This window comes from Nonomuraea sp. NPDC049152, from assembly GCF_040648355.1.
Classification (GTDB): domain Bacteria; phylum Actinomycetota; class Actinomycetes; order Streptosporangiales; family Streptosporangiaceae; genus Nonomuraea.
In genome coordinates, this window is sequence record NZ_JBEZDO010000009.1 from 177142 (window position 1) to 199678 (window position 22537).

At 69.7% G+C, this 22537-nt stretch carries 15 protein-coding genes and 3 tRNA genes; 9 read left to right on the forward strand and 9 right to left on the reverse strand.

What is annotated here, in order from left to right; genetic code table 11:
- Positions 1 to 41: 41 nt before the first annotated feature.
- On the forward strand, positions 42 to 176 hold the full coding sequence (locus AB0B45_RS18850) for a hypothetical protein (RefSeq protein WP_358132013.1): 135 nt from the start codon (positions 42 to 44) through the stop codon (positions 174 to 176).
- Between the two features lie 142 nt (positions 177 to 318).
- Here AB0B45_RS18850 and AB0B45_RS18855 read toward each other — a convergent pair.
- The 3 genes from AB0B45_RS18855 to AB0B45_RS18865 all read right to left on the reverse strand — a co-directional run bounded on the left by AB0B45_RS18855 (position 319) and on the right by AB0B45_RS18865 (position 1304).
- Positions 319 to 393: transfer RNA gene (locus AB0B45_RS18855), tRNA-Val, on the reverse strand.
- 10 nt (positions 394 to 403) lie between these two features.
- Positions 404 to 475: transfer RNA gene (locus AB0B45_RS18860), tRNA-Gly, on the reverse strand.
- A 259-nt stretch (positions 476 to 734) separates the two neighbouring features.
- Positions 735 to 1304, reverse strand: coding sequence for a CGNR zinc finger domain-containing protein (locus tag AB0B45_RS18865; protein WP_358132015.1), 570 nt, complete (start codon positions 1302 to 1304; stop codon positions 735 to 737).
- A gap of 72 nt (positions 1305 to 1376) precedes the next feature.
- Between AB0B45_RS18865 and AB0B45_RS18870 the strand changes: the two genes are divergently transcribed.
- Both AB0B45_RS18870 and hutH read left to right on the forward strand, forming a co-directional pair.
- The gene (locus tag AB0B45_RS18870) at positions 1377 to 2135 is read left to right on the forward strand and encodes a class I SAM-dependent methyltransferase (RefSeq protein ID WP_358132016.1); all 759 of its coding nucleotides are present in this window, start codon (positions 1377 to 1379) and stop codon (positions 2133 to 2135) included.
- Positions 2136 to 2354: 219 nt separating this feature from the next.
- The gene (gene hutH, locus AB0B45_RS18875; RefSeq protein WP_358132018.1) at positions 2355 to 3905 is read left to right on the forward strand and encodes a histidine ammonia-lyase; all 1551 of its coding nucleotides are present in this window, start codon (positions 2355 to 2357) and stop codon (positions 3903 to 3905) included.
- 148 nt (positions 3906 to 4053) lie between these two features.
- Here hutH and AB0B45_RS18880 read toward each other — a convergent pair whose 3' ends face one another.
- A complete protein-coding gene (locus AB0B45_RS18880) occupies positions 4054 to 5220 on the reverse strand; it encodes an NAD(P)-binding domain-containing protein (RefSeq protein WP_358132019.1) in 1167 nt (388 codons plus the stop codon).
- Between the two features lie 57 nt (positions 5221 to 5277).
- Here AB0B45_RS18880 and AB0B45_RS18885 point away from each other — a divergent pair, with 57 nt between their 5' ends.
- From AB0B45_RS18885 to AB0B45_RS18895, 3 genes are read left to right on the forward strand one after another with little or no spacing between them, the layout of a single operon-like run.
- The gene (locus AB0B45_RS18885; protein WP_358132021.1) at positions 5278 to 6150 is read left to right on the forward strand and encodes a LysR family transcriptional regulator; all 873 of its coding nucleotides are present in this window, start codon (positions 5278 to 5280) and stop codon (positions 6148 to 6150) included.
- Positions 6151 to 6154: 4 nt separating this feature from the next.
- The gene (locus AB0B45_RS18890) at positions 6155 to 7156 is read left to right on the forward strand and encodes a chorismate-binding protein (protein WP_358132023.1); all 1002 of its coding nucleotides are present in this window, start codon (positions 6155 to 6157) and stop codon (positions 7154 to 7156) included.
- Positions 7153 to 7986: an aminotransferase class IV gene (locus AB0B45_RS18895; protein ID WP_358132025.1), complete on the forward strand. Its 834-nt coding sequence runs from the start codon at positions 7153 to 7155 to the stop codon at positions 7984 to 7986. Before AB0B45_RS18890 ends, AB0B45_RS18895 begins: the two co-directional genes overlap by 4 nt.
- Before the next feature lie 152 nt (positions 7987 to 8138).
- Here AB0B45_RS18895 and AB0B45_RS18900 read toward each other — a convergent pair whose 3' ends face one another.
- A complete protein-coding gene (locus AB0B45_RS18900) occupies positions 8139 to 9563 on the reverse strand; it encodes a hypothetical protein (protein ID WP_358132027.1) in 1425 nt (474 codons plus the stop codon).
- An 83-nt stretch (positions 9564 to 9646) separates the two neighbouring features.
- Here AB0B45_RS18900 and AB0B45_RS18905 point away from each other — a divergent pair, with 83 nt between their 5' ends.
- The gene (locus AB0B45_RS18905; RefSeq protein ID WP_358132221.1) at positions 9647 to 10246 is read left to right on the forward strand and encodes a DUF305 domain-containing protein; all 600 of its coding nucleotides are present in this window, start codon (positions 9647 to 9649) and stop codon (positions 10244 to 10246) included.
- A 167-nt stretch (positions 10247 to 10413) separates the two neighbouring features.
- Here AB0B45_RS18905 and AB0B45_RS18910 read toward each other — a convergent pair whose 3' ends face one another.
- Positions 10414 to 10830, reverse strand: coding sequence for an SsgA family sporulation/cell division regulator (locus tag AB0B45_RS18910; protein WP_183659751.1), 417 nt, complete (start codon positions 10828 to 10830; stop codon positions 10414 to 10416).
- A gap of 416 nt (positions 10831 to 11246) precedes the next feature.
- On the opposite strand from AB0B45_RS18910, the gene AB0B45_RS18915 reads away from it, so the two are divergent.
- A tRNA-Val gene (locus tag AB0B45_RS18915) sits at positions 11247 to 11321 on the forward strand.
- Between the two features lie 92 nt (positions 11322 to 11413).
- Here AB0B45_RS18915 and AB0B45_RS18920 read toward each other — a convergent pair.
- From AB0B45_RS18920 to AB0B45_RS18930, 3 genes are all read right to left on the reverse strand, one after another.
- Positions 11414 to 12532, reverse strand: coding sequence for a site-specific integrase (locus tag AB0B45_RS18920; protein ID WP_358132029.1), 1119 nt, complete (start codon positions 12530 to 12532; stop codon positions 11414 to 11416).
- Between the two features lie 4 nt (positions 12533 to 12536).
- Positions 12537 to 12644, reverse strand: coding sequence for a ribbon-helix-helix protein, CopG family (locus AB0B45_RS18925; protein ID WP_358132223.1), 108 nt, complete (start codon positions 12642 to 12644; stop codon positions 12537 to 12539).
- Between the two features lie 920 nt (positions 12645 to 13564).
- Entirely contained in the window at positions 13565 to 13831 is a 267-nt protein-coding gene (locus tag AB0B45_RS18930) for a hypothetical protein (RefSeq protein ID WP_358132031.1), read from the reverse strand.
- 1114 nt (positions 13832 to 14945) lie between these two features.
- Between AB0B45_RS18930 and AB0B45_RS18935 the strand changes: the two genes are divergently transcribed.
- The gene (locus AB0B45_RS18935) at positions 14946 to 22520 is read left to right on the forward strand and encodes an amino acid adenylation domain-containing protein (RefSeq protein ID WP_358132032.1); all 7575 of its coding nucleotides are present in this window, start codon (positions 14946 to 14948) and stop codon (positions 22518 to 22520) included.
- Positions 22521 to 22537 lie beyond the last annotated feature (17 nt).

The window sequence follows — 22537 nt, forward strand, 5'->3', positions numbered from 1 at the left end:
TGGCAGTGGATACTTTTTGACCCTCTTCCCAGCAGAGGGCGATGATGAGCGACGAAACCCCAGACCGGCTCCCGATGCGCGAGGACGCCGAGCGGTGCCCCAGCACCGACGGTGACCGGCGCTGCGTCCTCCCGCCCGAGCACCGGGGCGACCACGTCTACCCGCCGATCACCTGACACGTGCCGGCTGACCGGGCGTTCCCCTGGGCCGTCGGTTCCCGTGACGGTGTCGGTCGTCAGGACCGTCGCGCACCCTCGGCCGGCAACTCGACAGGACCCCAAAGACAAAACCCCAGGCCAGACGGCCTGGGGTGAGGTGTGGTGGACGATACTGGGATTGAACCAGTGACCTCTTCCGTGTCAGGGAAGCGCTCTCCCGCTGAGCTAATCGTCCTCGGGTACCGAGCGGAAGACGGGATTCGAACCCGCGACCCTCACCTTGGCAAGGTGATGCTCTACCACTGAGCCACTTCCGCGTTGTCGCTCGTTCGCGACGACGTAGAGAACTGTACCGAATCCTTGCCGAGTCCCAAAACCGGCGGTGCGCTTCGAAGCTGTTGACCGGCCTGGCGAGGTCCAGCCGGCAGTCCAGTCCCGCCTCGGTCGGAGGGACGATCGCGGAGGCGCGCGAGCGCATCGGCTACCTGAGCGACCTCGCCGCCGTGTCGCCGATCGGGGCCGGCGAAGGCGACGGGGTGTGTGTGGCCGGGGGCTCCTGCTGACGCCTCCGCTCGCTCAAGGGGTCTTGGCGCGGGCGCGGAAGGCGGCGGTCTTCACCCGGTTCTGGCAGGCCGTGGAGCAGAACCTGCGGGTCCCGTTGCGTGAGACGTCCACGTAGACGCGGTCGCAGTGCGGCGCCGTGCACACCCCGAGCCGGTCGTGGAACTCGCTGCCCAGCACGATCGCCAGCGACGTCGCGCAGCTGGCCGCCCAGTCGCCCGCCATCGTCCCGCCCGGACCGTGGAAGTGCAGGTGCCACGGCTCCCCGTCGTGGCGGTTGAGGTGCGGCCGCGCGTTGGTCTCCTCGAGCAGCCGGTTGACCTGCCGGGCCGCGGAGTCGATGTCGTCGGCGGCCACGGACTCGAACACCGCGCGCAGCCGCTCCGCGACGGCGGTCAGCTCGGCCGCCTCCGTCTCGCTCGTCTCCCTGTGGCGTGGGTAGCCGGCGCGTACGCCCTCGGTGGCCGCCGCGGGCAGGTCGGAGGGCAGCGGGTAGAGACGGCCCCGCCGCTCGCCCGGCGTCAGGGAGTTGACCAGGCCCACGGCGACCCGCACCACTCCATCGTTGTGACTGTTGAATTCCACTTGACCAGTTACACCTTTGCGCTCTAAGTTGTGACTGTCGAAATTGTAAACGACGGTCACAAGGAGATCTTCGTGCTTACCAACGATGTCGCAAGGGAATGGATCGCGCGCTGGGACCGCCAGCAGGAGGGCTACCTGCCCGACCGTGAGGAGCGTTTCACCGCGTTGATCGACGCCGTGGAGGCGCTCGGGCGTCCGGACCCGCTCGTCATCGACCTCGGATGCGGCCCGGGCTCGCTGTCGGCCCGGTTGGTGGAGCGCCTGCCGAAGGCCACGGTGATCCCGGTCGACGCCGATCCGCTGCTGCTCGGTCTGGGCCGCGCCGCCTACCCTCACCTGGACTTCGTCTCCCTCGACCTGCGCACCCCCGGCTGGACCAGGGAACTGGGCCTCGACAGGCCCGTGGACGCCGCGGTGAGCACCACCGCGCTGCACTGGATCTCCGGCCCTGAGCTGGCCGCCATGTACGCCGAGCTCGCCTCGGTGCTGAGGCCGGGCGGGCTGCTGCTCAACGGTGACCACCTCGACTCCGACGACGCCACGCCGTCCATCGCCAGGCTGGAGCGTGCCGTACACGAAAAGGAGACCGCGCGCGTCTTCTCCGGCGACCGGCCCGAGGAGTGGGGGCAGTGGTGGGAGGCGGTGGCCGCCGACCCCGACCTGTCGGCGCTGAACACCGCCCGCACGACGGCGGGATCGGCGCACAACGGCTCGGAGTCCAACCTGCTCTCGACGCACGTCGACGCCCTGCGCGGCGCGGGCTTCGCCGAGATCGGCACGCTGTGGCAGCGCGGCAACAACCGCCTGCTGTGCGCGGTGACCGGTGCCTAGACCGGCCCCGTGGGTCGGCGCCGAGACATGGCCGCGCACGCAGGTGCTTGCGCGGCCCGTCTCACGCCCATCGGCGCGCTCCTCGCCGACCAGGCCGGCCCCGCAGCGCCCTGTGTGGTGATTCCTGCCCATGGAGGGCAGGGAGAGGCGTAGCGGGGGCCTTTGTCCTGTAAGGAGCTAACATCGCATACGCCGGTTACCTGAGCGAGAGAGTGCAATATGCGCGACAACGAAGTCGTGAACGTCGGACCTGAGCCGCTGACCTTCACCGACGTCATCCGAGTGGCCCGCCACGGCGCCCCCGTCCAGCTCACGGACGACGCCATCGCCGCGATCTCCGCCGCCCGCCAGCGGGTGGACGAGCTCGCCGAGAGTCCGACCCCCGCCTACGGCGTCTCGACCGGGTTCGGCGCGCTCGCCACCCGGCACATCGACCCCGCGCTCCGCGCCCAGCTGCAGCGCTCGCTGGTCCGCTCGCACGCGGCGGGCAGCGGGCCGGAGGTCGAGACGGAGGTGGTGCGCGCGCTGATGCTGCTGCGCCTGCACACGCTCGCCACGGGGCACACCGGCATCCGCCCGACGACCGCCAAGACCATGGCGGCCCTCCTGAACGCGCACATCACCCCTGTCGTCCACGAATACGGCAGCCTGGGCTGTTCGGGAGACCTCGCGCCGCTCGCCCATGTCGCCCTGACCTTGATGGGCGAGGGCGTCGTAAGGGATAAATCCGGAAATGTCGGGCCGAGCGCCGAGGCGCTCAAGCAGGCGGGCATCGAGCCCGTCGAGCTGGCCGCGAAGGAGGGCCTGGCCCTCATCAACGGCACCGACGGCATGCTCGGCATGCTCATCCTCGCCATCGACGACCTGACCAGGCTGCTCAAGACCGCCGACATCAGCGCCGCCATGAGCGTCGAGGCGCTGCTCGGCACCGACCGCGTCTTCGCCCCCGAGCTCCAGGCCCTGCGTCCCCAGCCGGGCCAGGCGCTGGCCGCGGCGAACATGGTCCGCGTCCTGAAGGACTCCGGCATCATGGAGAGCCATCGCGACCCGAACGCCTGCACCCGCGTCCAGGACGCCTACTCCCTGCGCTGCGCCCCGCAGGTCGCCGGAGCCGCCCGCGACACCGTCGCCCACGCCACGAACGTCGCCACGTGGGAGCTGGCCTCCGCCGTCGACAACCCCGCCGTCCTGGCCGACGGCCGCGTGGAGTCCAACGGCAACTTCCACGGCGCGCCCGTCGCCTACGCCCTCGACTTCCTGGCCATCGTCGCCGCCGACGTCGCCTCGATGTCCGAGCGCAGGACCGACCGCTTCCTCGACGTGGCCCGCAACCACGGCCTGCCCGCCTTCCTGGCCGACGACCCCGGCGTCGACTCCGGCCACATGATCGCCCAGTACACCCAGGCGGCCATCGTCTCGGAGATGAAGCGACTGGCCGCTCCAGCCAGCGTCGACTCGATCCCGAGCTCGGCCATGCAGGAGGACCACGTCTCCATGGGCTGGTCGGCCGCGCGCAAGCTGCGCCGCTCCGTCGACGGGCTGACGCGGGTGCTGGCCGTGGAGGTGCTCACCGCCGCCCGCGGCATCGACCTGCGCGCCCCGCTCCGGCCGGCCCCCGCGACCGGCGCGGTGGTCAGGGCGCTGCGCGAGAGCGTGCCGGGTCCAGGGCCCGACAGGTTCCTGGCGCCCGAGATCGAGTCCGTCGTCCGCCTCGTCGCCGACGGCGCCGTCGTCTCCGCGGCGGAGTCCGTCACCGGCCCGCTGGCGTAGCCCCCTCGAGTGCGGGTCCACACCCCCGTCCCGTACGGCAAGCACCCCGAAAGCCCACCCTCCGCACGCGGCCGGCCTCCGTCCAGGGTGACGCTCCTCGGGAGCGCGTGGCGGGCCGCCCCGACGCGGCCCGCCACCTCCCGCACCGTCACGGCAAGGCGACGATCAGGTCGATCTCCAGCATCAGCCCCGGCATGAAGAGCTTCGACACCTCCACGGTCGTGCTCGCAGGCGGCGTGCCGGTGATGTACTTCCTACGCACCTCCCCGTACGCGAAGCGCTGGTCCATGTCCGTCAGGTAGGTCCTGATGAAGGCGATGTCCTCGAAGCCCGCCCCCTGGTCGGCGAGGATCTCGCCGATGTTCTGGAAGACGGCCTCGGCCTGGGCGGTCATGTCGCCCTCGCCGACCAGCTCGCCCCGCTCGTCGAAGGCGGCCTGGCCGGAGACGTAGAGCATGTCGCCCACGCGGACGGCGTGCGAGTAGAACCCGTTGGTGGCCGGCACGCTCCCCGGATTCACCGCGACCGCGCGGGACCCGGTGGACGCCCGCACGGGCTCCTCGGCGACGTACGTCGCGATCGACGTCACATCCCGCTCGCCGAAGCCCGCCTCCACCGCCGCGTCCAGCCGAGCCTCCGCCGCCCGCGCCATCGTCGCCCCTTCCCACGCCCCCAGCCGGACGTCCTTCGCCGCCAAGCCCAGCGCGTATCGGGTCTCGTCGGCCGGAGCCGCGATCCGCGAGGCCAGCGTGCCCAGCGGCGTCTGCGCCAGCACCCCCGCCAGCGCCTCGCGCGGCACCCCGTGCGCCTCGCCGTACGCGAACGTCTCGGCCAGCAGCACCTGCGCCGGCACCAGCGCGCCCATCACGGCCACCTTCAGCGCCGCCCCCGCCCCGAGCGGGCCGAGTTCGACGACGTTCCCGAAGACGGACAGCACCGACCGGCACGCCGACACGTCGCCGCCCGCCAGCACCGTCAGCGTGCCGTCGGCGGCGGGGCCGACGCTGCCCAGCACGGGCGCGTCCACCAGCGCCACGGAAGGGGGGAGCAGCTCGCGCAGCCGCCGCACGGCCGAGGGTCCGATCGTGGACATCTCCACCACCGTCGTCCCAGGCCGCAGGCCCTCGAGCGCCTGGGTCAGCACCTCCTCGACGGCCTCGCCGTCGCGCAACATGGTGATGACCAGGTCCGCGCCCTCCACCGCCGCGCGCACCGGGCCGAGCCCGCGCTTCCACACCGTCACCTGATGCCCTGCCTCCACGAGGCGCCGGGCCATGGGGACGCCCATGCGTCCCTGTCCAAGAAAAGCGATCACGTCCTGATTCAAGCGTGATGCGAGCTATTCCACCACCGACTAGGCTGCATGCCAGCCATGCTTGAGACGAATGACTTGCGACTGTTCGACGAGGTCGCCCGCGAAGGCTCCTTCACCGCCGCGGCCGAGCTGCTCGGCTACACCCAGTCCGCCGTGTCCCGCCGCGTCGCCGCGCTGGAACGCGAGGCGGGCGGCCCGCTGTTCGTGCGGCTGGCCAGAGGCGTCAGGCTCACCCCCGCGGGCGAGGCGCTGCGCAGGCACGCCGTCGCCGTCCTCGAGCGCCTGGACAGGGCGGAGGAGGAGCTGGCCGCCATCCACAGGGGCGGCGGCGGCGCGCTGCGCGTCGGCGCCTTCGCCACCGCGAACGTCTGGATGGTCCCGCAGGCACTCAAGACGTTCGGCGAGCGCCATCCCGGCGTCGAGGTGCGCCTGTCCGAGGGGCTGTCGGGACGGCTGCTCGACCGGCTCGACGGCGGCGCCCTCGACGTGGCCGTGGTCAGCGACTATCCGGCGGGCCTGCCGTCGGCGGCCGAGACGGTGCTGCTGCTGGAGGAGAGACTCCTGGTGGCGCTGCCCTCGGGACACAGGCTGGCCGACCGCGAGGTGATCGATCTGCGCGACCTGGCGGAGGAGACCTGGATCGAGGCGGCGCCCCGCGGCCGGCCGACGATCCTGACCGCCGCCTGCGCCAGGGCGGGGTTCACGCCGCGTGGCGGGCCGCGCGTGGCCGAATGGACGGGCAAGTTCGGCTACGTCGCCGCAGGGCTCGGCGTCACACTGGTGCCGGAGCTGGCGGCGCGTGCCGTACCCGGCGATCTGGTGGTGGTGCGGCCGATCGCCGAGGAGGGGCCGCGCAGGAAGGTCTACGCGGCGCTGCCGGAGGTGCCGCTGCCGTCCGCGCTGGCATTCGTCGAAATACTGGGACAATAAGGTCGTGCACGACAGTTTCGCCCACGTCGGTGGCCTCCTGGCGACCAGGCTCAGGGACCTCACCACCGACCTGGCCGCCCTCGACAGCGACGGCTGGTGGGCCGTCGTGGTCGACTACGAGGGCAAGGTCACCTGCGCCCGCTTCGACGACGTACGGCGGGCGCCGCTCCCCGCCGCCGGAGCATGGCACGGGCCCGCGCGGGCGGAGTGGCGCAGCTCGCTCGACCAGGCCGCCTACGAACGCGGCGTGCAGCGCATCCGCGACTACATCGAACAGGGCGAGGTCTACCAGGCCAACCTCTGCCGCGTCCTGTCCGCGCCGCTCGACCCCACGGCCGACCCCCTCGCGCTGGCCGCCAGGCTCCAGGAGGGCAACCCCGCCCCCTACGCCGCCGTGGTCAGCGTGCCGGGGCTGAGCGTGGTGTCGGCCTCTCCCGAGCTGTACCTGTCGCGCGACGGCTCCACCGTGGAGTCCAAGCCCATCAAGGGGACCGGCGTCACCGCCGCCGACCTGCTGGACAAGGACTACGCCGAGAACGTCATGATCGTCGATCTGGTCCGCAACGACCTCGGCAGGGTCGCCGAGGTCGGCTCGGTGAGCGTGCCGTCGCTGTGCGCGGTCGAGGAGCACCCTGGGCTGGTCCACCTGGTGTCGACCGTACGGGCCACGCTGGCCCCCGACACGGGATGGGCCGAGCTGTTCGCCGCTACCTTCCCGCCCGGCTCGGTCACCGGAGCGCCCAAATCTTCGGCCCTGCGCATCATCAATGAGCTCGAACCCGAGCCCCGAGGGCCTTACTGTGGGGCCGTGGGCTGGATCGACGCCGACCGGCGCACGGCCGCGCTTGCCGTCGGCATCCGCACGTTCTGGATCACCCCAGGGGAGATCCGCTTCGGCACGGGAGCCGGCATCACCTGGGGCAGCGACCCTCGCGGAGAATGGCGCGAAACCGAGCTGAAGGCGTCGCGGCTCATCCATTTGGCATCCTCAGGAGGAAATCGATGAACGTTCCCGTCTGGGTCAACGGGGAGCTGCTGGATCCTGCGCAGGCCACCGTCTCGGTGTTCGACCATGGGCTGATGGTCGGCGACGGCGTGTTCGAGACCGTCAAGTGCGTCAACGGCGAGTCGTTCGCGCTCACCAGGCACCTGGACCGGCTCAAGCTGTCGGCCCAGCGCATGGACCTGGCCGAGCCCGACCTCGACGCCATCGCCGACGGCGTCCGCCGCTGCCTGGCCGCGGCGCCCGCCTGGCCGCTCGGCCGCATCCGCATCACCTACACCAGCGGCCCTGGACCGCTCGGCTCCGACCGTGGCGACCTGGGCACCACCGCGATCGTCATCGTCGGCGAGCAGGCCCCGTTCCCGCTGACGGCCGATGTGACCGTGGTCCCGTGGCCGCGCAACGAGCGCGGCGCGCTGTCAGGGGTCAAGTCGACCTCCTACGGCGACAACGCCAAGGCGCTGGCCTACGCGAAGGCCCGCGGCGGCGGCGAGGCCATCTTCGGTAACCTGGCGGGCAACCTGTGCGAGGGCACGGGGTCGAACATCTTCCTCGTCCAGGGCGGGCGCCTGATCACCCCGACGCTGGCCTCGGGCTGCCTGGCGGGCGTGACCCGCGCGCTGACGCTGGAGTGGTGCGGCGGCGAGGAGGTCGACGTGCCGCTGTCGGCGGTGTACGAGGCGGAGGAGGCGTTCCTGACCTCGACGACCCGCGACATCCAGCCGATCAGGCTCGTCGACGGAACCGTGCTGCCGTCCGCGCCCGGCCCGGTCACGGCCAAGGCCCAGGAGGTCTTCGCCGTCCGCGCGGCGGCCGACCCCGACCCGCGCTGATCTCTCCGATCCGGTACGGCTCGCCGGTCACTCTGGTTCGGTACGGCAAGCCGGCGGCAGGCCACAGCGGTCACCGGGTGTGGTGACCGCGGGGGAGCTTACGTCGGCTTGCCGTACAGAACCGGAAAGACGCCCTCCAGGAGACCGGCCCGTCAGAAGGTCTTCTGGGTCTGCACGTTGAAGTCAGCCATCTTCACCGACTTGGCCGGGTCCGTCAGCGGGTCGTTGATCTCGATGACGTCCAGGCCGCGCAGTATGTCGCTCGAGTAGATGTAGCCGTTGTAGTAGTACGCCGACCACGATCCCGCGATGCCCGGCTCGTCGCGCTCGGGCCCGCGCTCGAAGAACCCGATCTCCTTCGGCGCGTTCGAGTCCGTGAAGTCCCAGATGGACACCCCGCCCTGGTACCACGCCTGGACCATGATGTCCCTGCCCTTGACCGGCAGCAGCGACCCGTTGTGCACGACGCAGTTCTCCTTGGCCGTCTGCTCCCTCGGCATCTTGAAGTACGCGCGCCGCTCCAGCTTCCCGCCCACGATGTCGTAGATCGCGTTGGCGCCCTTCGTCCTGGGCGTCTTGGCGTCGCAGGTCGCCATCCCGCCGCCGCCCATCTCGTCGCCGAAGACGACCTTGGTCGCGTCGTTGTTGAACGTCGCCGAGTGCCAGATCTGGAAGTTCTCCCTGTCCTTGACCTGCTGCAGCACCTTCGGCTTCACCCTGTCGGTGATGTCGAGCAGCACCCCGTCACCGAAGCACGCGGCCGCGGCCAGGTTCTTCTCCGGGTAGGCGGTGATGTCATGGCAGCCCGACATGAACGAGTGCGAGCCCTGCCCCTGCGGGAAGATGTCCGGCGAGTTCACGATCTTGGCCGCCTTGGGGTCCTTCACCGGCACCTCGACGATCTGGATCAGCTCGTGCGGCGCGGGGCAGGTCTGCGAGTCGGGCTCGGGGCCCGGCGAGGAGACGTAGAGGTAGAGCGTGTCGGGGTCCTTGCCGGGCACCATGGTGTGGGTGTGCGAGCCGCAGTCGGTCGCCACCGAGCTCACGTACTTCGGCGCCGCCTTGTCGGTGATGTCGAAGATCCTGATGCCCTCCCACGGCGTGCCGCCCTCCGCCGCGCTCACGCGACCGGGCTTGGACGCGCACGTCTCGTCGGAGCGGACCTCGTCCACCGACAGGAACAGCAGGTTCCCGTGGACCGAGACGTCGTTCTGCTGCGACTCGCACGCCACCTTGCTGACCGTCTTCGGCTTGGTGGGGTCGGTGATGTCGTAGACGGTGAAGCCGCCGAAGTTGCCGACGAAGGCGTAGTTGCCCTGGAAGGCCAGGTCGGAGTTCCAGTTCGTGCCGCCGTTGAGCGGGGCCTCGCGCGGCATGTTGGCTACCAGCTTGACGTTGTCGCTGGTCATCACCTCTCCGCCGGCCACCGAGGTCGTGGCGGGCGAAGCAGGGGCGGCGGGAGAGGCAGGGGACGACGAGGGCGCCGCACGCTGGGTCTGCGAGGGCGGTGGAGCCGACGCGCACGCCGACAACACGAGGAGCAGTGCCCCAACGCCACCCAGCTTCGAGAACTTCACGTGCGCCCCCTTCGGAATCATGGCCCAGTATGGAAGCTATGTCAGCCAGGTTCCGAACGTGCGGACTTATCGTCACGGTATTGGTGATATCGGTGCTGACGGGTTGCGCCTCGGAGCCCGACGGCCCCTCCGCCGTCGGCCCCGGCGCGCCTGTGATCGTGCCCGGCGCTCCGGGCGGGCCCGGCCGTACGGCGAAGCCGGGGGAGAGGCTTCCCTCCCGCGACTGGTCCGCCGTGGCGGCCGACGTGCGCTTCGCCGAGGGCATGATCCCCCACCACCGGCAGGCGCTGGAGATGGCGGGGCTGGTCGAGTCGCGCACGGCGGCCCAGGGCGTGCGCGTCCTGGCGCGGCAGATCGCGCTCACCCAGAAGCCGGAGATCACCGTCATGGGCGACTGGCTCGGCGCGCTCGGCAGGGCCGTACCCGATCACGGCTCGCACGCCCCCGCCGCGTACGGGATGGCCTCGCTGCAGGACATGAACACGCTGCGCGCCGCGCGCGGCGCCGCCTTCGACCGGCTGTTCCTCCACCTGATGATCAGGCATCACGAGGGCGCGATTCGGATGGCGGGGGAGGAGCTGTCCGGCGGCAAGGACCAGCGCATGCGGCTCATGGCCAAGGACGTCTACTCCGGGCAGGGCATCGAGGTGACGCGCATGAGGGAGATCCTCACCGCGCTCTGAGCGGCCCTCGGCTCTGAGCGGCCCTCGTGGAGCGGCGACGCAGAATGCCCGCACCAGGGCCGATGAACGGCCCCGGTACGGGCATCACGGGAGGCGCTGGCTTCTAGGGGTTCGCCGGGTCGTGCCAGTGACAGCGCGACGATATGTCTGTCGGGGACGGGGGTCCGTCAGGACGGCCAGAGCATGTTGGTCAGCTCGGCGTCCAGATCCATGAAATCGGTCTCTCTACCTGCGGGCACGAGATCGTACGTGCGGTGCAGGAACTCGGTGAGAGGTGCCAGCGGGACTTCGAAGAGCGCCTGTCCGAACGGTGACGTCAGGCTGATGTGGAGCGTGCGTTCGCCGTCGGCGCGTGCGGGCCAAACCTGCACGTCGCCGTCGCCTACACGCCTCACGATGCCTACAGTCAGCAGTTCACGGGCGAAGATCCACTCGACCGGTTCGTCGTTCCCTACGTGGAAGGCCATACGGATGGCATATGGGTCGTCGGCTGTGTAGCTCAGTCCGGCGAGCAGGGGGACGGTGGTACGGTCGGGGACCACAAGCCGAAGGCCAAGCTCGGCGGAGACGGTGGTGCTGTTCATCGTCAGCCAAACCTTTTCGTCGTACGGTCCCCTCTTCGGGGCTTTCACTGCTCTGACGGACTTCGTCCTGAGCTATGACGCGGAACGAAGAAACCTGTAGGAAAGATTCCGCCTCCAGGCCGTTCTGTAACGCAACTCACAGCTGGACATTTGGGCATCTACCTGGCTAAACATCATTAACTTGGATGATGTTTGCGAGGGTTTTGCGCGTTGCTGGCGTCGTCCCGGCGTGCCCTGCACGACCTTTCGGGCGATCTGGGCCTTCCGGAACAGCTCGATGGTATGCCAACGAGCCACCATGCTGACGGGCAACCGCCGCCTTTGGCTCGAATCCCCTCCAGTCCGCGTCGCTTCGCGAGTGGTCAGGAAGTGCGGTATGGTTTTCCACGTCGGCGCCGCGAGGGGCCGGACAGAGCGGGCGATTAGCTCAGCGGGAGAGCGCTTCGTTCACACCGAAGAGGTCACTGGTTCGATCCCAGTATCGCCCACCAGCTCAGAGGCCGCTCCGCGACACGCGGGGCGGCCTTTTCGCTTGCCTGGGGGGCGATGGGAGCCAATCGGGGAGCCATCTCGCTCGGACTCTCTACCCGTGTCGGCTGTCGCCGAAGATGATGTTCATCGTCTGAGCGCCCTTGGTGATCACCGGCCTGAGCTGGTGTCGGTACACGGTCTCCGTGACGCTGGTGCCCGCGTGCCCGACGATATCGGCGATGGTCTCGATGGGTACGCCCTGGTCGCTCATGATGGAGACGAATGAGTGACGTAGCTCGCGGGGTGTCCAGGTGGTTCCGATCCCCGCACTCTTTGTGATCCTGCGGAACGACCGTCGCACGTTCGCGGCGTCCAGCGGAGTGCCGACGTTCGAACAGAACACCAGATTGCGATCTTGCCACGCCTCGCCTACCTGGAGCTTCTGGGCCGCTTGGCGTACGTGGTGCAGCCGGAGGGCCTGAACGGCGAGCTTGGGCAGTTCCAGCGTGCGGCGCGACTTGCGGGTCTTGGTGTCACCTCCGTCTCGGTCTGCACGCCATACGTAGATGGCGAACTTCTTGTGCTGGAATCCCACCTCGGTCACCGGTAGCCAGGACTTGAGGTCATGCACCCAGGCGACGACGTGATCCCAGCACAGTGCGCGGGCTTCCTCGGTCCGGATGCCCGTAGTGAGGCTGATCACCACGTAGGCATGGAGCTCAGACGATGCCGCTGTCTTGAGTACCGTCTCTGCCTGTTGCCGGTTGAGCGCTTTGCTGGGTCGCCCGTCCGTGCCTTTCGGTGTGGTGACCAGCTCGGCCGCGTTCCTGAGAACCATGTCACGGGCCTGAGCCTGCCGGATCGCTCGCTTCAGGACGCTGTGTATTTCTCTGAGCGTGCTGGTGGCCAGCTCGCCGGCGAGCTCGTCGAGCCGCGTCTCGGCGAGGATGCGTAGCTTCGTGACGGTGTTCTCGGATCGGCCCTTGAGGCCCTTGCTGAGCCAGTCGTGTACGGCATCGCGCACGGTGTAGCTCTCCGATGCGGTGATGCCCGCCTCAAGGTCTTTGACGGCTTTGATCAGCTTGTCCTTGACCAGGGCCTTGGTCCTGCCCTTGCGCTTGAGGCGCTGGCGGGTGCCATCGGGGGCGAACCCGAGGGAAATGGCTCCGGTGTAGCCCTTCCCCTCGGGATAGATGGTCGCTTCGTACGTGCCGATCAGGGTCTTGGCCAAGGGATCACCCCTTCTCGTGGCGGTTGAGATACTCCTCGATCGCCTTCCTGATCACCCACGACACATCTCGCTCCTGCGACTCGGCGTACCTGCGGAGACGGTCTTTCAGCAGCTACACCCCGCGAGTGTGGGGCGGCGGGACTCGAACCTGCGACAACCTGTTCCCGATAACCGACTGACTTCGACCCGCTCCCCTTGCTCGTCAGCCCTGCCGATGGCACGGATATGGGGTGACCGACCGGCCGTTAGACGTGCTAGGCCGCTACACCACACCGCCCGAAGGCGGCGCCGGGATTCGAACCCGGGCCTCCGCTTTGGGAGAGCGATAACCGATCGAGATTCGACCCGTACCACCGGCAGAGCTGACGAACGATCAGGACTGGAACTGGCGCGGATGTGGGAGGGCCCACCGGCCGTTTACGGTGCTCTGCCATTGAGCTACGCGAACCGAAGTCCGCGACGGGATTCGAACCCGCAACCACCGGCTTAAGAGGCGATAACCGACGAGCTTCGACCCGTGCCAGCACCAGACCTGACCAGCTCGCCAGGCCTGAAGAGGACATGGATATGGAGATGAGCACCGGCGAATCATCGCAAGATAACCGACGCCCTTCGACCCGCATCCACATCAGGCCCGACGAACTGAGATCCACGGTACAGATCGGAGTGACGCGTCACACCCGAATATCGGGCAGGTCGGGAAAAGTGCTCCGATCCGCCCGACCTATGACGTCACGCAGCCCTTCCGGACCGGTACGCCCGCATCGCAGCCGCGTGCCTGCAAGACCGCGAGCAGTAGATCGAATCCGCCCGTGGGCGGTTCCGCCCACGGGCGTCGTCTTACCACGCGAACTCCCCACCGCAGGCTGGTAGCGCGCACGTCTTCGCATCGGGGAGTACCCCCTGCCACAGCACTGGGCACTGGGCGCTCACGCCGCTCCTCCAGCGGCGCAGGTGGTTCCGGCGCAGTGCCACAGCGAGGGCCGGGCAGCCACCTGGCTGCATCCAAGATCCCGATATGCGGTTGGAGTGCTAGAGCTCGAAGCAACGGGCGAATGCGGCAAAAAAGGCCCAAAAGGAAACAAGGCCGGCGATCAAGACGACTCCGAGCAGGAGGATGATCGATATTGCCACACTATGCCTGAAGCGCATGACGAGGGCTCCTCCGATGAGAGCCGTACCGGCGATGTATCCGGTCACCGCAAGCGGAAAGAGCCCGAAGTAGTCGCAACGCCCGAGAAAGATTCCCAGCGCCAGTGCGGCCAAGCCTAAGCCGAGCAACCCGAGCAGCAGCGGCATTCTCCGTACCATCGAAACTCACACCTCTCGAAGCCGGTCCCAGCTGGTTGGACGCATGGGCAAGGATCTTTGTTCGGGCTGATGATCGATTGTTGCGAACCAGCTCCGACGCGCCGCTCGGTCTGTCTGACGAGACGCGCCCTCGCCCTGTACCGGCGGGGCTACGCCATGCCAGGCCGTGCCGCCGCCACTCGTCGAACACCTGCAGCGCCCGCTCGCCTACAGCGTCGGGTCGGAGACTCCGAGAAGAGCGAGGACGCTTCGGAAATCCTGTCCGTTGATCGGCAGGCGTCTGATCAGGATCACGTTCCATGGAGACCTCCCCGCTGCGAGAGCGGCGGCGGGCAGTTCCTCGCGGCCCCACCTGGGTCGCCGCCATCCTCTCCACCCAGCACATCGGCGAGAGCCCCGGGTAGGGCGTGACGCGCGTTGAGCCTCCCACTCCAGGTGCTTACGCAGTTCGTTCAAGGTGCTTCCACACCGGACATTGGAGAGCCCGCCGCGTGCGGGGACCGTGGCGATGCGGACCGCGTGCGAAGGTCGGCATCGCCGAGCGCCATGCGGTGGCCGTCGCGCGCCGGGTCCGCTCGGGGGTGCCAGGGGTAGACGGGTCTCGCGTGTTCTCCGTTCCAGCCGACGCGGCACCGAAATCGAAGCCAGTCCGACCAGGCCGCCAGGCCAACCCACCCGATACCAGCGCCCGGCCGTCCGGCGTGAACATCGGCGGCGATGCCTTCCTGGGTGAGGGCCTGCCGTAGACGGCCGGCCGCGAAGGTCGGCGAGACGTCGGCGAGTCGCGGTTCACGAGTCGCCACGATTGATCCCGGCCGGGGCCCGGCCCGGTGCCCGTCCCCACAAACCGCGAATACCGCCAGCTGTGGTCGTCTGTCAAGTCACGGAATGCAGTGGCATGACGCGGCCCGATGACCCTCGGTTAATGGATGTACCAGAGCGAACCCGCGCAGGGTGGCCCACCGCTCTGGGAGGCATGCGGCGGCTCCGAACGGGAGCGGCATGGGAATGGCGGCGGGAACCCTGAGGAACCCGGCGCGGGCAACCGGTCACGGAGCTGAAGCGGACCGACTGAGCTCCGGACGCGACCTGGGGGACGGTAATGACGAACGAGATCATCGGTGACGACGGAGCACCCGTTGGTGCGGTCGCTGTCGTGGGAATGGCCCTGCGCGTTCCCGGGGCGGACACCCCCGATGCCTTCTGGCGGAACCTGCGAGACGGCGTCGAGTCGATCACCACCTTCACGGATGAGGAACTCCTCGACGCCGGCATCTCGCCGGACGAGGCCGCCCGGCCGGACTATGTACGCAGGCTCGGCGTCGTCCAGGACATGGAGGGCTTCGACGCGGCCCTCTTCGGCTTCTCCCGGCGCGAGGCCCAGATGCTCGACCCGCAGCACCGACTCCTGCTGGAGTGTGCGTGGGAGGCGCTTGAGCACGCCGGAAGCCCCTCGGGCACGGCGGACAAGGTCACGGGTGTCTACGCGGGCGTGGGAGAGAGCGCGTACCTGCACCACAACCTGCTGCCGAACGGTGACCTGGTCGCGCGGGTGGGCGCGTTCCAGACGTCCATCGGCAACGACAAGGACTTCGTGCCTACCCGGATCTCCTACAAGCTGGACCTGAGGGGTCCGAGCGTCAGCGTCCAGACCGGGTGCTCGACCTCTCTGGTCGCCGTCCACATGGCATGTCAGGCTTTGGGCAGCGGCGAGTGCGACGTGGCGCTCGCCGGAGGCGCGACCGTGATCCCGCAGCGGCGGGGATACCTCCACGAGAAGGGCGGCATCAAGTCGCCCGACGGCCGATGTCGCGCGTTCGACGCGGCGGCGGACGGCACCGTGGCAGGGAGCGGCGCCGCCGTCGTCGTGCTCAAGCGACTCGACGACGCTCTGGCCGACGGCGATGTGATCCACGCCGTGATCCGTGGCTCGGCCGTCAACAACGACGGCGCGCGCAAGGTCGGCTTCACCGCACCGAGCGTCGAGGGCCAGGCCGACGTGATCGCGGAGGCGCTCGCCGTCGCCGACGTCGATCCGTCCACCATCACCTATGTCGAGGCCCACGGCACCGGCACCGTGCTGGGCGACCCCATCGAGGTGGCCGCGCTCAAGAGCGTCTTCGGCGGGGGTCCTGTCGGCCGTTGCGCCCTCGGCTCGGTGAAGACGAACATCGGGCACCTGGACACGGCCGCCGGCGCGGCCGGTCTCATCAAGACGGTCCTCGCACTCAAGGCGAGGCAGCTTCCGCCCTCGCTGCACTTCTCCGAGCCGAACCCCCGACTCGGCCTGGCGGACAGCCCGTTCTACGTCAACACGGCCCTGTCGCCGTGGCCGGGCGGGCGTCTGCGCGCGGGCGTCAGCTCGTTCGGCATCGGCGGCACCAACGCCCACGTCGTCCTCGAAGAGGCTCCCGCGCGCACTCCTGCCGCTCCGGGCCGTACCGGACACGTTGTCCCGATCTCCGCCGCGACGCCCACCGCGCTCAAGAAGACCGTCGACAACCTCGCCGGCCACCTCGGGGCGAACCCGCACGAGCGCATCGAGGACGTCGCCTACACCCTGCAGCGCGGCCGGCGGGAGCTTCCGCACCGCGGCTTCGTCGTCGCCGAGAGCGTCGCCGAGGCCGTCGAGGCGCTGGGCTCCTGCGTCGCGGTGCGCAGGGCCACGGCGGCGACGTCCGGCGACCGCGACGTCGCCTTCGCCTTCCCCGGGCAGGGCGCCCAGCGTGCCGGCATGGGCCGGGCGGCCTACGCGCAGGAGCCGGTGTTCCGGAAGGAGGCCGACCGGGTCGCGTCCCTTCTGCGGTCGCTGACCGGCATGGACGTCCGGCCGGTGCTCGGTCTCGGCGAGCCGGTGCCAGACCATGAGGGGTCGATCGACCAGACCTCGGTCGCGCAGCCGGCGCTCTTCGTCCTGGAGTACGCGCTGGCCCGGCTCTGGGAGTCCTGGGGAGTCCGCCCGGCGGCCATGATCGGGCACAGCCTCGGCGAGCTGGTGGCCGCATGCGCCTCTGGAGTGATGTCCCTCGAGGAGGCCCTGAGCCTCGTCGCCGCGCGCGGCCGGCTCATGCAGTCCGCGCCGACCGGCGTGATGACGGCCGTCCCGCTGCCCGAGAGCGAGGTGGTGCCGCTGCTGGACGACGTGGACCTCGCGGCCGTCAACGGGGCACGCGAATGCGCGGTCTCGGGCCCCGCCGACGCGATCACGGCCTTCGAGGCCCGGCTCGCCGAGCGCGATGTCGTCTCCAAGCGACTGCGTACCTCCCACGCCTTCCACTCGCGCCTGATGGACGCCGCCGCGGCCGCCTTCGAGGAGGAGGTGGCGCGGATCAACCTGTCGCCGCCGCGCGTCCCGTTCGTATCGAACGTCACGGGCGACTGGATCACCGACGAGGAGGCCACCAGCCCGGCGTACTGGGCGCGGCAGATCCGCGCCACGGTGCGCTTCGACGACGCCTTGCGCGCGGTACGCGACACGGGAGCCGTGCTGGTCGAGGTCGGCCCCGGGCAGGTGCTGGCGAGGCTGGCCCGCGCTGCCGGGGCCGACGCGGTGGCGTGCCTGCCCGCCGCGGCCGATAAGGGTGAGCCGGGTCTGCTGTCGGCCGTCGGCGAGCTGTGGTGCCAAGGCGTCGCGATCGACTGGGAGGCGATGGCCGGCGGAGCCCGTCCGCATCGCACGGTCCTGCCGACCTACCCATTCGAGCGCGAGAGGTGCTGGGTCGATCCGCCTCGCGTCGCCGCCGACGCCTGCGGCTGCCGGGCCGGGGATGCCGCGGCACCCGAACCCACGGCCGCAGAGTCTGTCGTGGCGGAGTCGCAGGCGGCCGGGGCGCCGGCCTACGAGGACCCGACCGAGCGGGAGATCGGCGCGATCTTCGCGGACCTCCTCGGCATCTCCGTCTTCGGCTCGGAAGACGGGTTCTTCGAGCTCGGCGGGCACTCGCTGCTCGCCATCCAGCTCCTCTCCCGGCTACGCGGGCTCCTCGGCGTCGAGATCCCGCTGCGCACCTTCATCGAACGGCCGACGGTCCGCGGCCTGGCGCGCGCGGTCGACAACGCCCGCGGCGAGGCGAGCGACGTCTCGCCGGAGGCACTGCCGGTCATCGTGCCTGACACGGTCGCGGCGGCCGAGCCCTTCCCGCTGACCGACGTGCAGCAGGCTTACTGGATCGGCCGCACGGGAGCCTTCGACATCGGCAACGTCGGCATGCACGGCTACGAGGAGTTCGAGTCCACCGACCTCGATCTGCCCCGCCTGGAGCGCGCGTTCCGGCGCCTCATCCAGCGCCACGGCATGCTCCGCGCCATCGTGCTGCCGCGCGGCGAACAGCAGATCCTCGCCGAGGTCGCTGACTACGTCATCGCCACCCAGGACGTCCGCGGGCTGCCGGACGAGGAGGTGCGTGAGGCCCTCGCGGCCACTCGCGCTGCCATGTCCCACCAGGTCTTCGACCCCGAGCGATGGCCCCTGTTCGAGTTGCGCGCCACCGTCATGGACGGTGGCCGGACCCGCCTGCACTACAGCATCGACGGCCTGATCAGCGACGCCCGCAGCTCGAACCTCCTGCTCCGCGAGCTGGCCGGCCTGTACCACGACCCGGACCTCGACCTGCCTGAGCCCGAGCTCTCCTTCCGCGACTACGTCCTGGCCGAGCAGAGCCTTGAGCAGACCGAGCTGTACCGGCGTGCGGAGGCGTACTGGCGCGAGCGGGTGCCGACCTTCGCCCCGGCCCCCGAGCTGCCGCTGGCCCGCGACCCGCGCACCATCGACGAGCCCCGCTTCAGCCGGGTGAGCGGAACGCTGGGCAAGGAGTACTGGGACCGAGTCAAGGCGGCGTCCGCCCGCCACAGCATCACCCCCACCGCGCTCCTCATCGCGGCCTACAGCGAGGCCGTGGCGACCTGGTCGAGGAACCGCAGGTTCACGCTCAACCTCCCGATGGCCAACAGACTCCCACTCCACCCGGGCGTGGACGCCGTCGTCGGCGACTTCACCTCGGTGACGCTGCTGGAGGTCGACGCCGTCGGCACGGACACGTTCGCCGAGCGCGCCCGCGCGGTGCGGGACCAGCTGCTGACCGACATCGACCACCGGCTCTTCAGCGGGGTCCGCGTCCTGCGCGAGCTGAAGAAGGCGCGCCCCGAGGCGGCCATGCCGGCGGTGTTCACCAGCCTCTTCCTCGACCACGGCCAGGACACGGGGATGGGCGAGGAGGTGTTCAGCATCTCCCAGACCCCGCAGGTGTGGATCGACGCCCAGGTCTTCGAGTCGGACGGCTGCCTGGTCCTGGACATCGACGCGGTCGACGAGCTCTTCCCCGACGGGATGGTCGCCGCGATCCATGGAGCCACCATGGAACTGCTGCGGTGGCTCGCCGAAGACGACGCGCGGTGGAGCCTGCCGCTGCCGTCCCTGCTGCCGGCCGCGGAACTGGAACTGCGCGAGGCCTACAACCGGACCGCCGGCCACCTGCCGTCGGGGCTGCTCCACGAGCCGTTCTTCGCCATGGCGGCGCGGACTCCGGACCGGCCGGCCGTGATCACGCGGACCCGGACGCTGAGCTACGGTGAGCTGGCTGCCCGTGCCCGGGTGATCGCCGCCCGCCTCACGGCTCTGGACGTCCGGCCGAACGACGTGGTCGCCGTGGTCATGGAGAAGGGCTGGGAGCAGTGCGCCGCGGTCCTCGGAATCCTTGCCTCGGGTGCCGCATACCTTCCGGTGGACGCGGATCTGCCCGAGGAGCGGATCCGTTTCCTGCTCGACCAGGCACGGGTCCGGGCAGTTCTGACCCAGTCGCGTGTCGCCGAGCGGATGGAAGACCCGCTCGTCACGGACGGCACGGTGTTCCGCGTGGACGCCATGGCCGCCGATCCGGTCGCCTTTCCGAAGGGTCAGCAGACCGCCGAGCCCGGCGACCTCGCCTACGTGATCTTCACCTCGGGCTCGACCGGCGTGCCCAAGGGGGTGATGATCAGCCACCGCGGTGCTCTCAACACGGTCGTCGACGTGAACGACCGCTTCGCGGTCGGGGAGCGGGACCGGACCCTGGCGTTGTCGTCGCTCGGCTTCGACCTGTCGGTCTACGACATCTTCGGCCCCCTGTCCGTCGGCGGCGCCGTCGTCGTCCCCGAGACGGCCTCGCACCGCGACCCTGCCGCCTGGCTCGGCCTGGCCGAACAGGCCGGCGTCACCGTGTGGAACACTGTGCCGGCTCTGATGGAACTGCTGGTCGAGCACATGACGGTGCAGGGCGCGACCAGCGACGCGCTGCGGCTGGTGATGCTCAGTGGCGACTGGTTCCCCGTGACTCTGCCGGAGCGCATCCGGCAGGTGCTCGGAACCCCGGAGATCGTGAGCCTCGGCGGCGCGACCGAGGCGTCCATCTGGTCCATCCTCTACCCGGTGGGGGAGGTGCCCGCGGACTGGCCGTCCATCCCGTACGGCTCGCCCATGCGCAACCAGACGTTCCACGTCCTCGACGAGGCGTTCCGGCCGCGTCCGACCGGCGTCCCCGGACAGCTCCACATCGGCGGGACGGGCCTGGCGGAGGGCTACCTGCGCGACGAGAAGAAGACCGCCGCGAGCTTCGTCCACCACCCCGAGACGGGCGAGCGCCTGTACCGGACGGGGGACCTGGGGCGGTTCCTGCCCAGCGGCGAGATCGAGTTCCTCGGGCGTGAGGACTTCCAGGTCAAGATCCAGGGGCACCGCATCGAACTGGGCGAGGTCGAGGTGGCGCTGCTCCAGCATCCTGCCGTGCGCGGCGCGGTGGCCGTCGTCCACGGCCGACGCCAGGGAGCCAAGCGGCTGGTCGCCTTCGTGCTCCCCCAGGAGGGCGAGAGGGTGCCGGGAGACCTGAGGGAGTTCCTCGGTACGAAGCTGCCGGGCTACATGGTGCCCGAGACCGTCGTCGGGATCGATGAGCTGCCGCTCACCGCCAACGGCAAGGTCGACAGGCAGGCGCTCGTGGTGCCGGCCGAGCCGGCCGAGCCGACCTCGTACGAGGCGCCGGCCACGGAGATCGAGAAGCTTATCGCCGAGGTCTGGGCAGGCATGCTGCAGGTCGAACGGGTGGGGCGGCACGACCACTTCTTCGAGCTCGGCGGCGACTCCCTGACCGCCATGCGCACCGTCGTCCACCTGCGCAAGGCGCTCGATGTCGAGATCCCCATCCGCGTGATCTTCGACAGCCCGACGCTCAAGGGCATCGCGAGCGTCATCGAGGACATACGAAACAGGGGCGAGTCCCGCACCGTGTCCGGACCGACCGCCAGGGGCCACCGGGAGGGCCCGGTCCCGCTGACGGCCGCCCAGGCACGCCTGTGGTTCCACGACCAACTCGTCCCGGGCAGCACCACCTACAACCTCGTCCAGCCGTTCCGCCTCTCCGGACCGCTCGACGTGGCAGCCCTGCGCAGCGCCTTCGAGGCCTTCGTCGACCGGCATGACGTCCTGACACTGTCCATCGAGGCCACCGGGGACACTCACCACCAGATCCCCGGCGGCGGCACGTCGCTGGCTTTCCAGATCGTCGACGTGCGCGACGACCCGGGGAGACTGTCGCCCGAGCGCGTGATCGCCGAGGAGGCGCACACCCCCTTCGACCTCGCGAGCGGGCCCCATTTCCGCGTGAGACTCCTTCGGGTCGGCCCGCGCGAGCACGTCCTGGTCGTGGCCGTTCATCACATCGTCTGGGACGCCTGGTCGACCTCGATCATGGTCCGCGAGATCAGTGCGCTCTACCGGAGCCGGGACCGGTCCGTCCTTCCCGCGCCCGGTGTGAGCTATGCCGACGTCGCGCTGTGGGAAGCCGAACAGACCGACTCGGACGAGTTCAGGCGCCAGATCGACTTCTGGCGCCGCCGGCTGGCCTCTCCGCTGCCCGTTCTCGACCTCCCCACCGAGGGCGAGACCGAGGACTCCGACGTGATCGAGGGAGCCAGGGCGCCCTTCGCGGTCGACCCCGCCGTGGCCGCCCGCTTCAAGGGTGTCTGCACGGCCGAACGTGCGACCACGTTCATGGGGTATCTCGCCGCGTGGCAGGTCCTGCTCCAGTGGTGGTGCAGGCAGCGGGACATCGTCGTCGGGGTGCCGGCCGGCCATCGCGCCCACCCTCAGCTCGAAAGCACCATCGGCTTCCTCGTCAACAGCCTGGCCATCCGGACGCGGTTCAAGGGCGACCCCGCCTTCACCGACGTGCTGAAGGAGGTCCGCGAAACGGCGCTCGAGGCGTACGCGAACCAGGACGTCCCCTTCGACCACGTGGTTCAGGCCATCAGGCCGGAACGCCGTGCGGGCGAATCGGCACCGGTCTTCCGCACCTGGTTTCTGCTGGAGGACGTCCCGCTGCCCGAGTGGGACATCCCCGAGGTGAGCGCAGAGGAGCTCGACGCCGAAATCCTCCTCTCGGTGCACGACATAAAGCTCACGCTTGTGGCCGCGCCCGACGGGGGAATGGAAGGCGGCATCGATTACCGCGCCGCCCTTTTCTCCGAATCCACCGTCCGACGCCTGACGCATTGCCTGAGTGAGTTGGTGGGGCTCCTGTCCACGAAACCGGACACGAGGATCAGCCTCATCAATCACCTGCTGGAGAACCTGTGGGAAGGCAAGGAGGAAATGCAGAAGAAGCGGTCATGGAAGGATATTCGATCGCAGCGGGTGCCGGAGCGATGAGAACGATCGGCGAAACG

Coding starts and splice junctions, on each gene's coding strand:
- AB0B45_RS18850 (WP_358132013.1), top strand. CDS start 42: ATGATGAGCGACGAAACCCCAGACCGGCTCCCGATGCGCGAGGACGCC.
- AB0B45_RS18935 (WP_358132032.1), top strand. CDS start 14,946: ATGACGAACGAGATCATCGGTGACGACGGAGCACCCGTTGGTGCGGTC.
- AB0B45_RS18885 (WP_358132021.1), top strand. CDS start 5,278: ATGCTTGAGACGAATGACTTGCGACTGTTCGACGAGGTCGCCCGCGAA.
- AB0B45_RS18930 (WP_358132031.1), bottom strand. CDS start 13,831: ATGCCGCTGCTGCTCGGGTTGCTCGGCTTAGGCTTGGCCGCACTGGCG.
- AB0B45_RS18895 (WP_358132025.1), top strand. CDS start 7,153: ATGAACGTTCCCGTCTGGGTCAACGGGGAGCTGCTGGATCCTGCGCAG.
- hutH (WP_358132018.1), top strand. CDS start 2,355: ATGCGCGACAACGAAGTCGTGAACGTCGGACCTGAGCCGCTGACCTTC.
- AB0B45_RS18910 (WP_183659751.1), bottom strand. CDS start 10,830: ATGAACAGCACCACCGTCTCCGCCGAGCTTGGCCTTCGGCTTGTGGTC.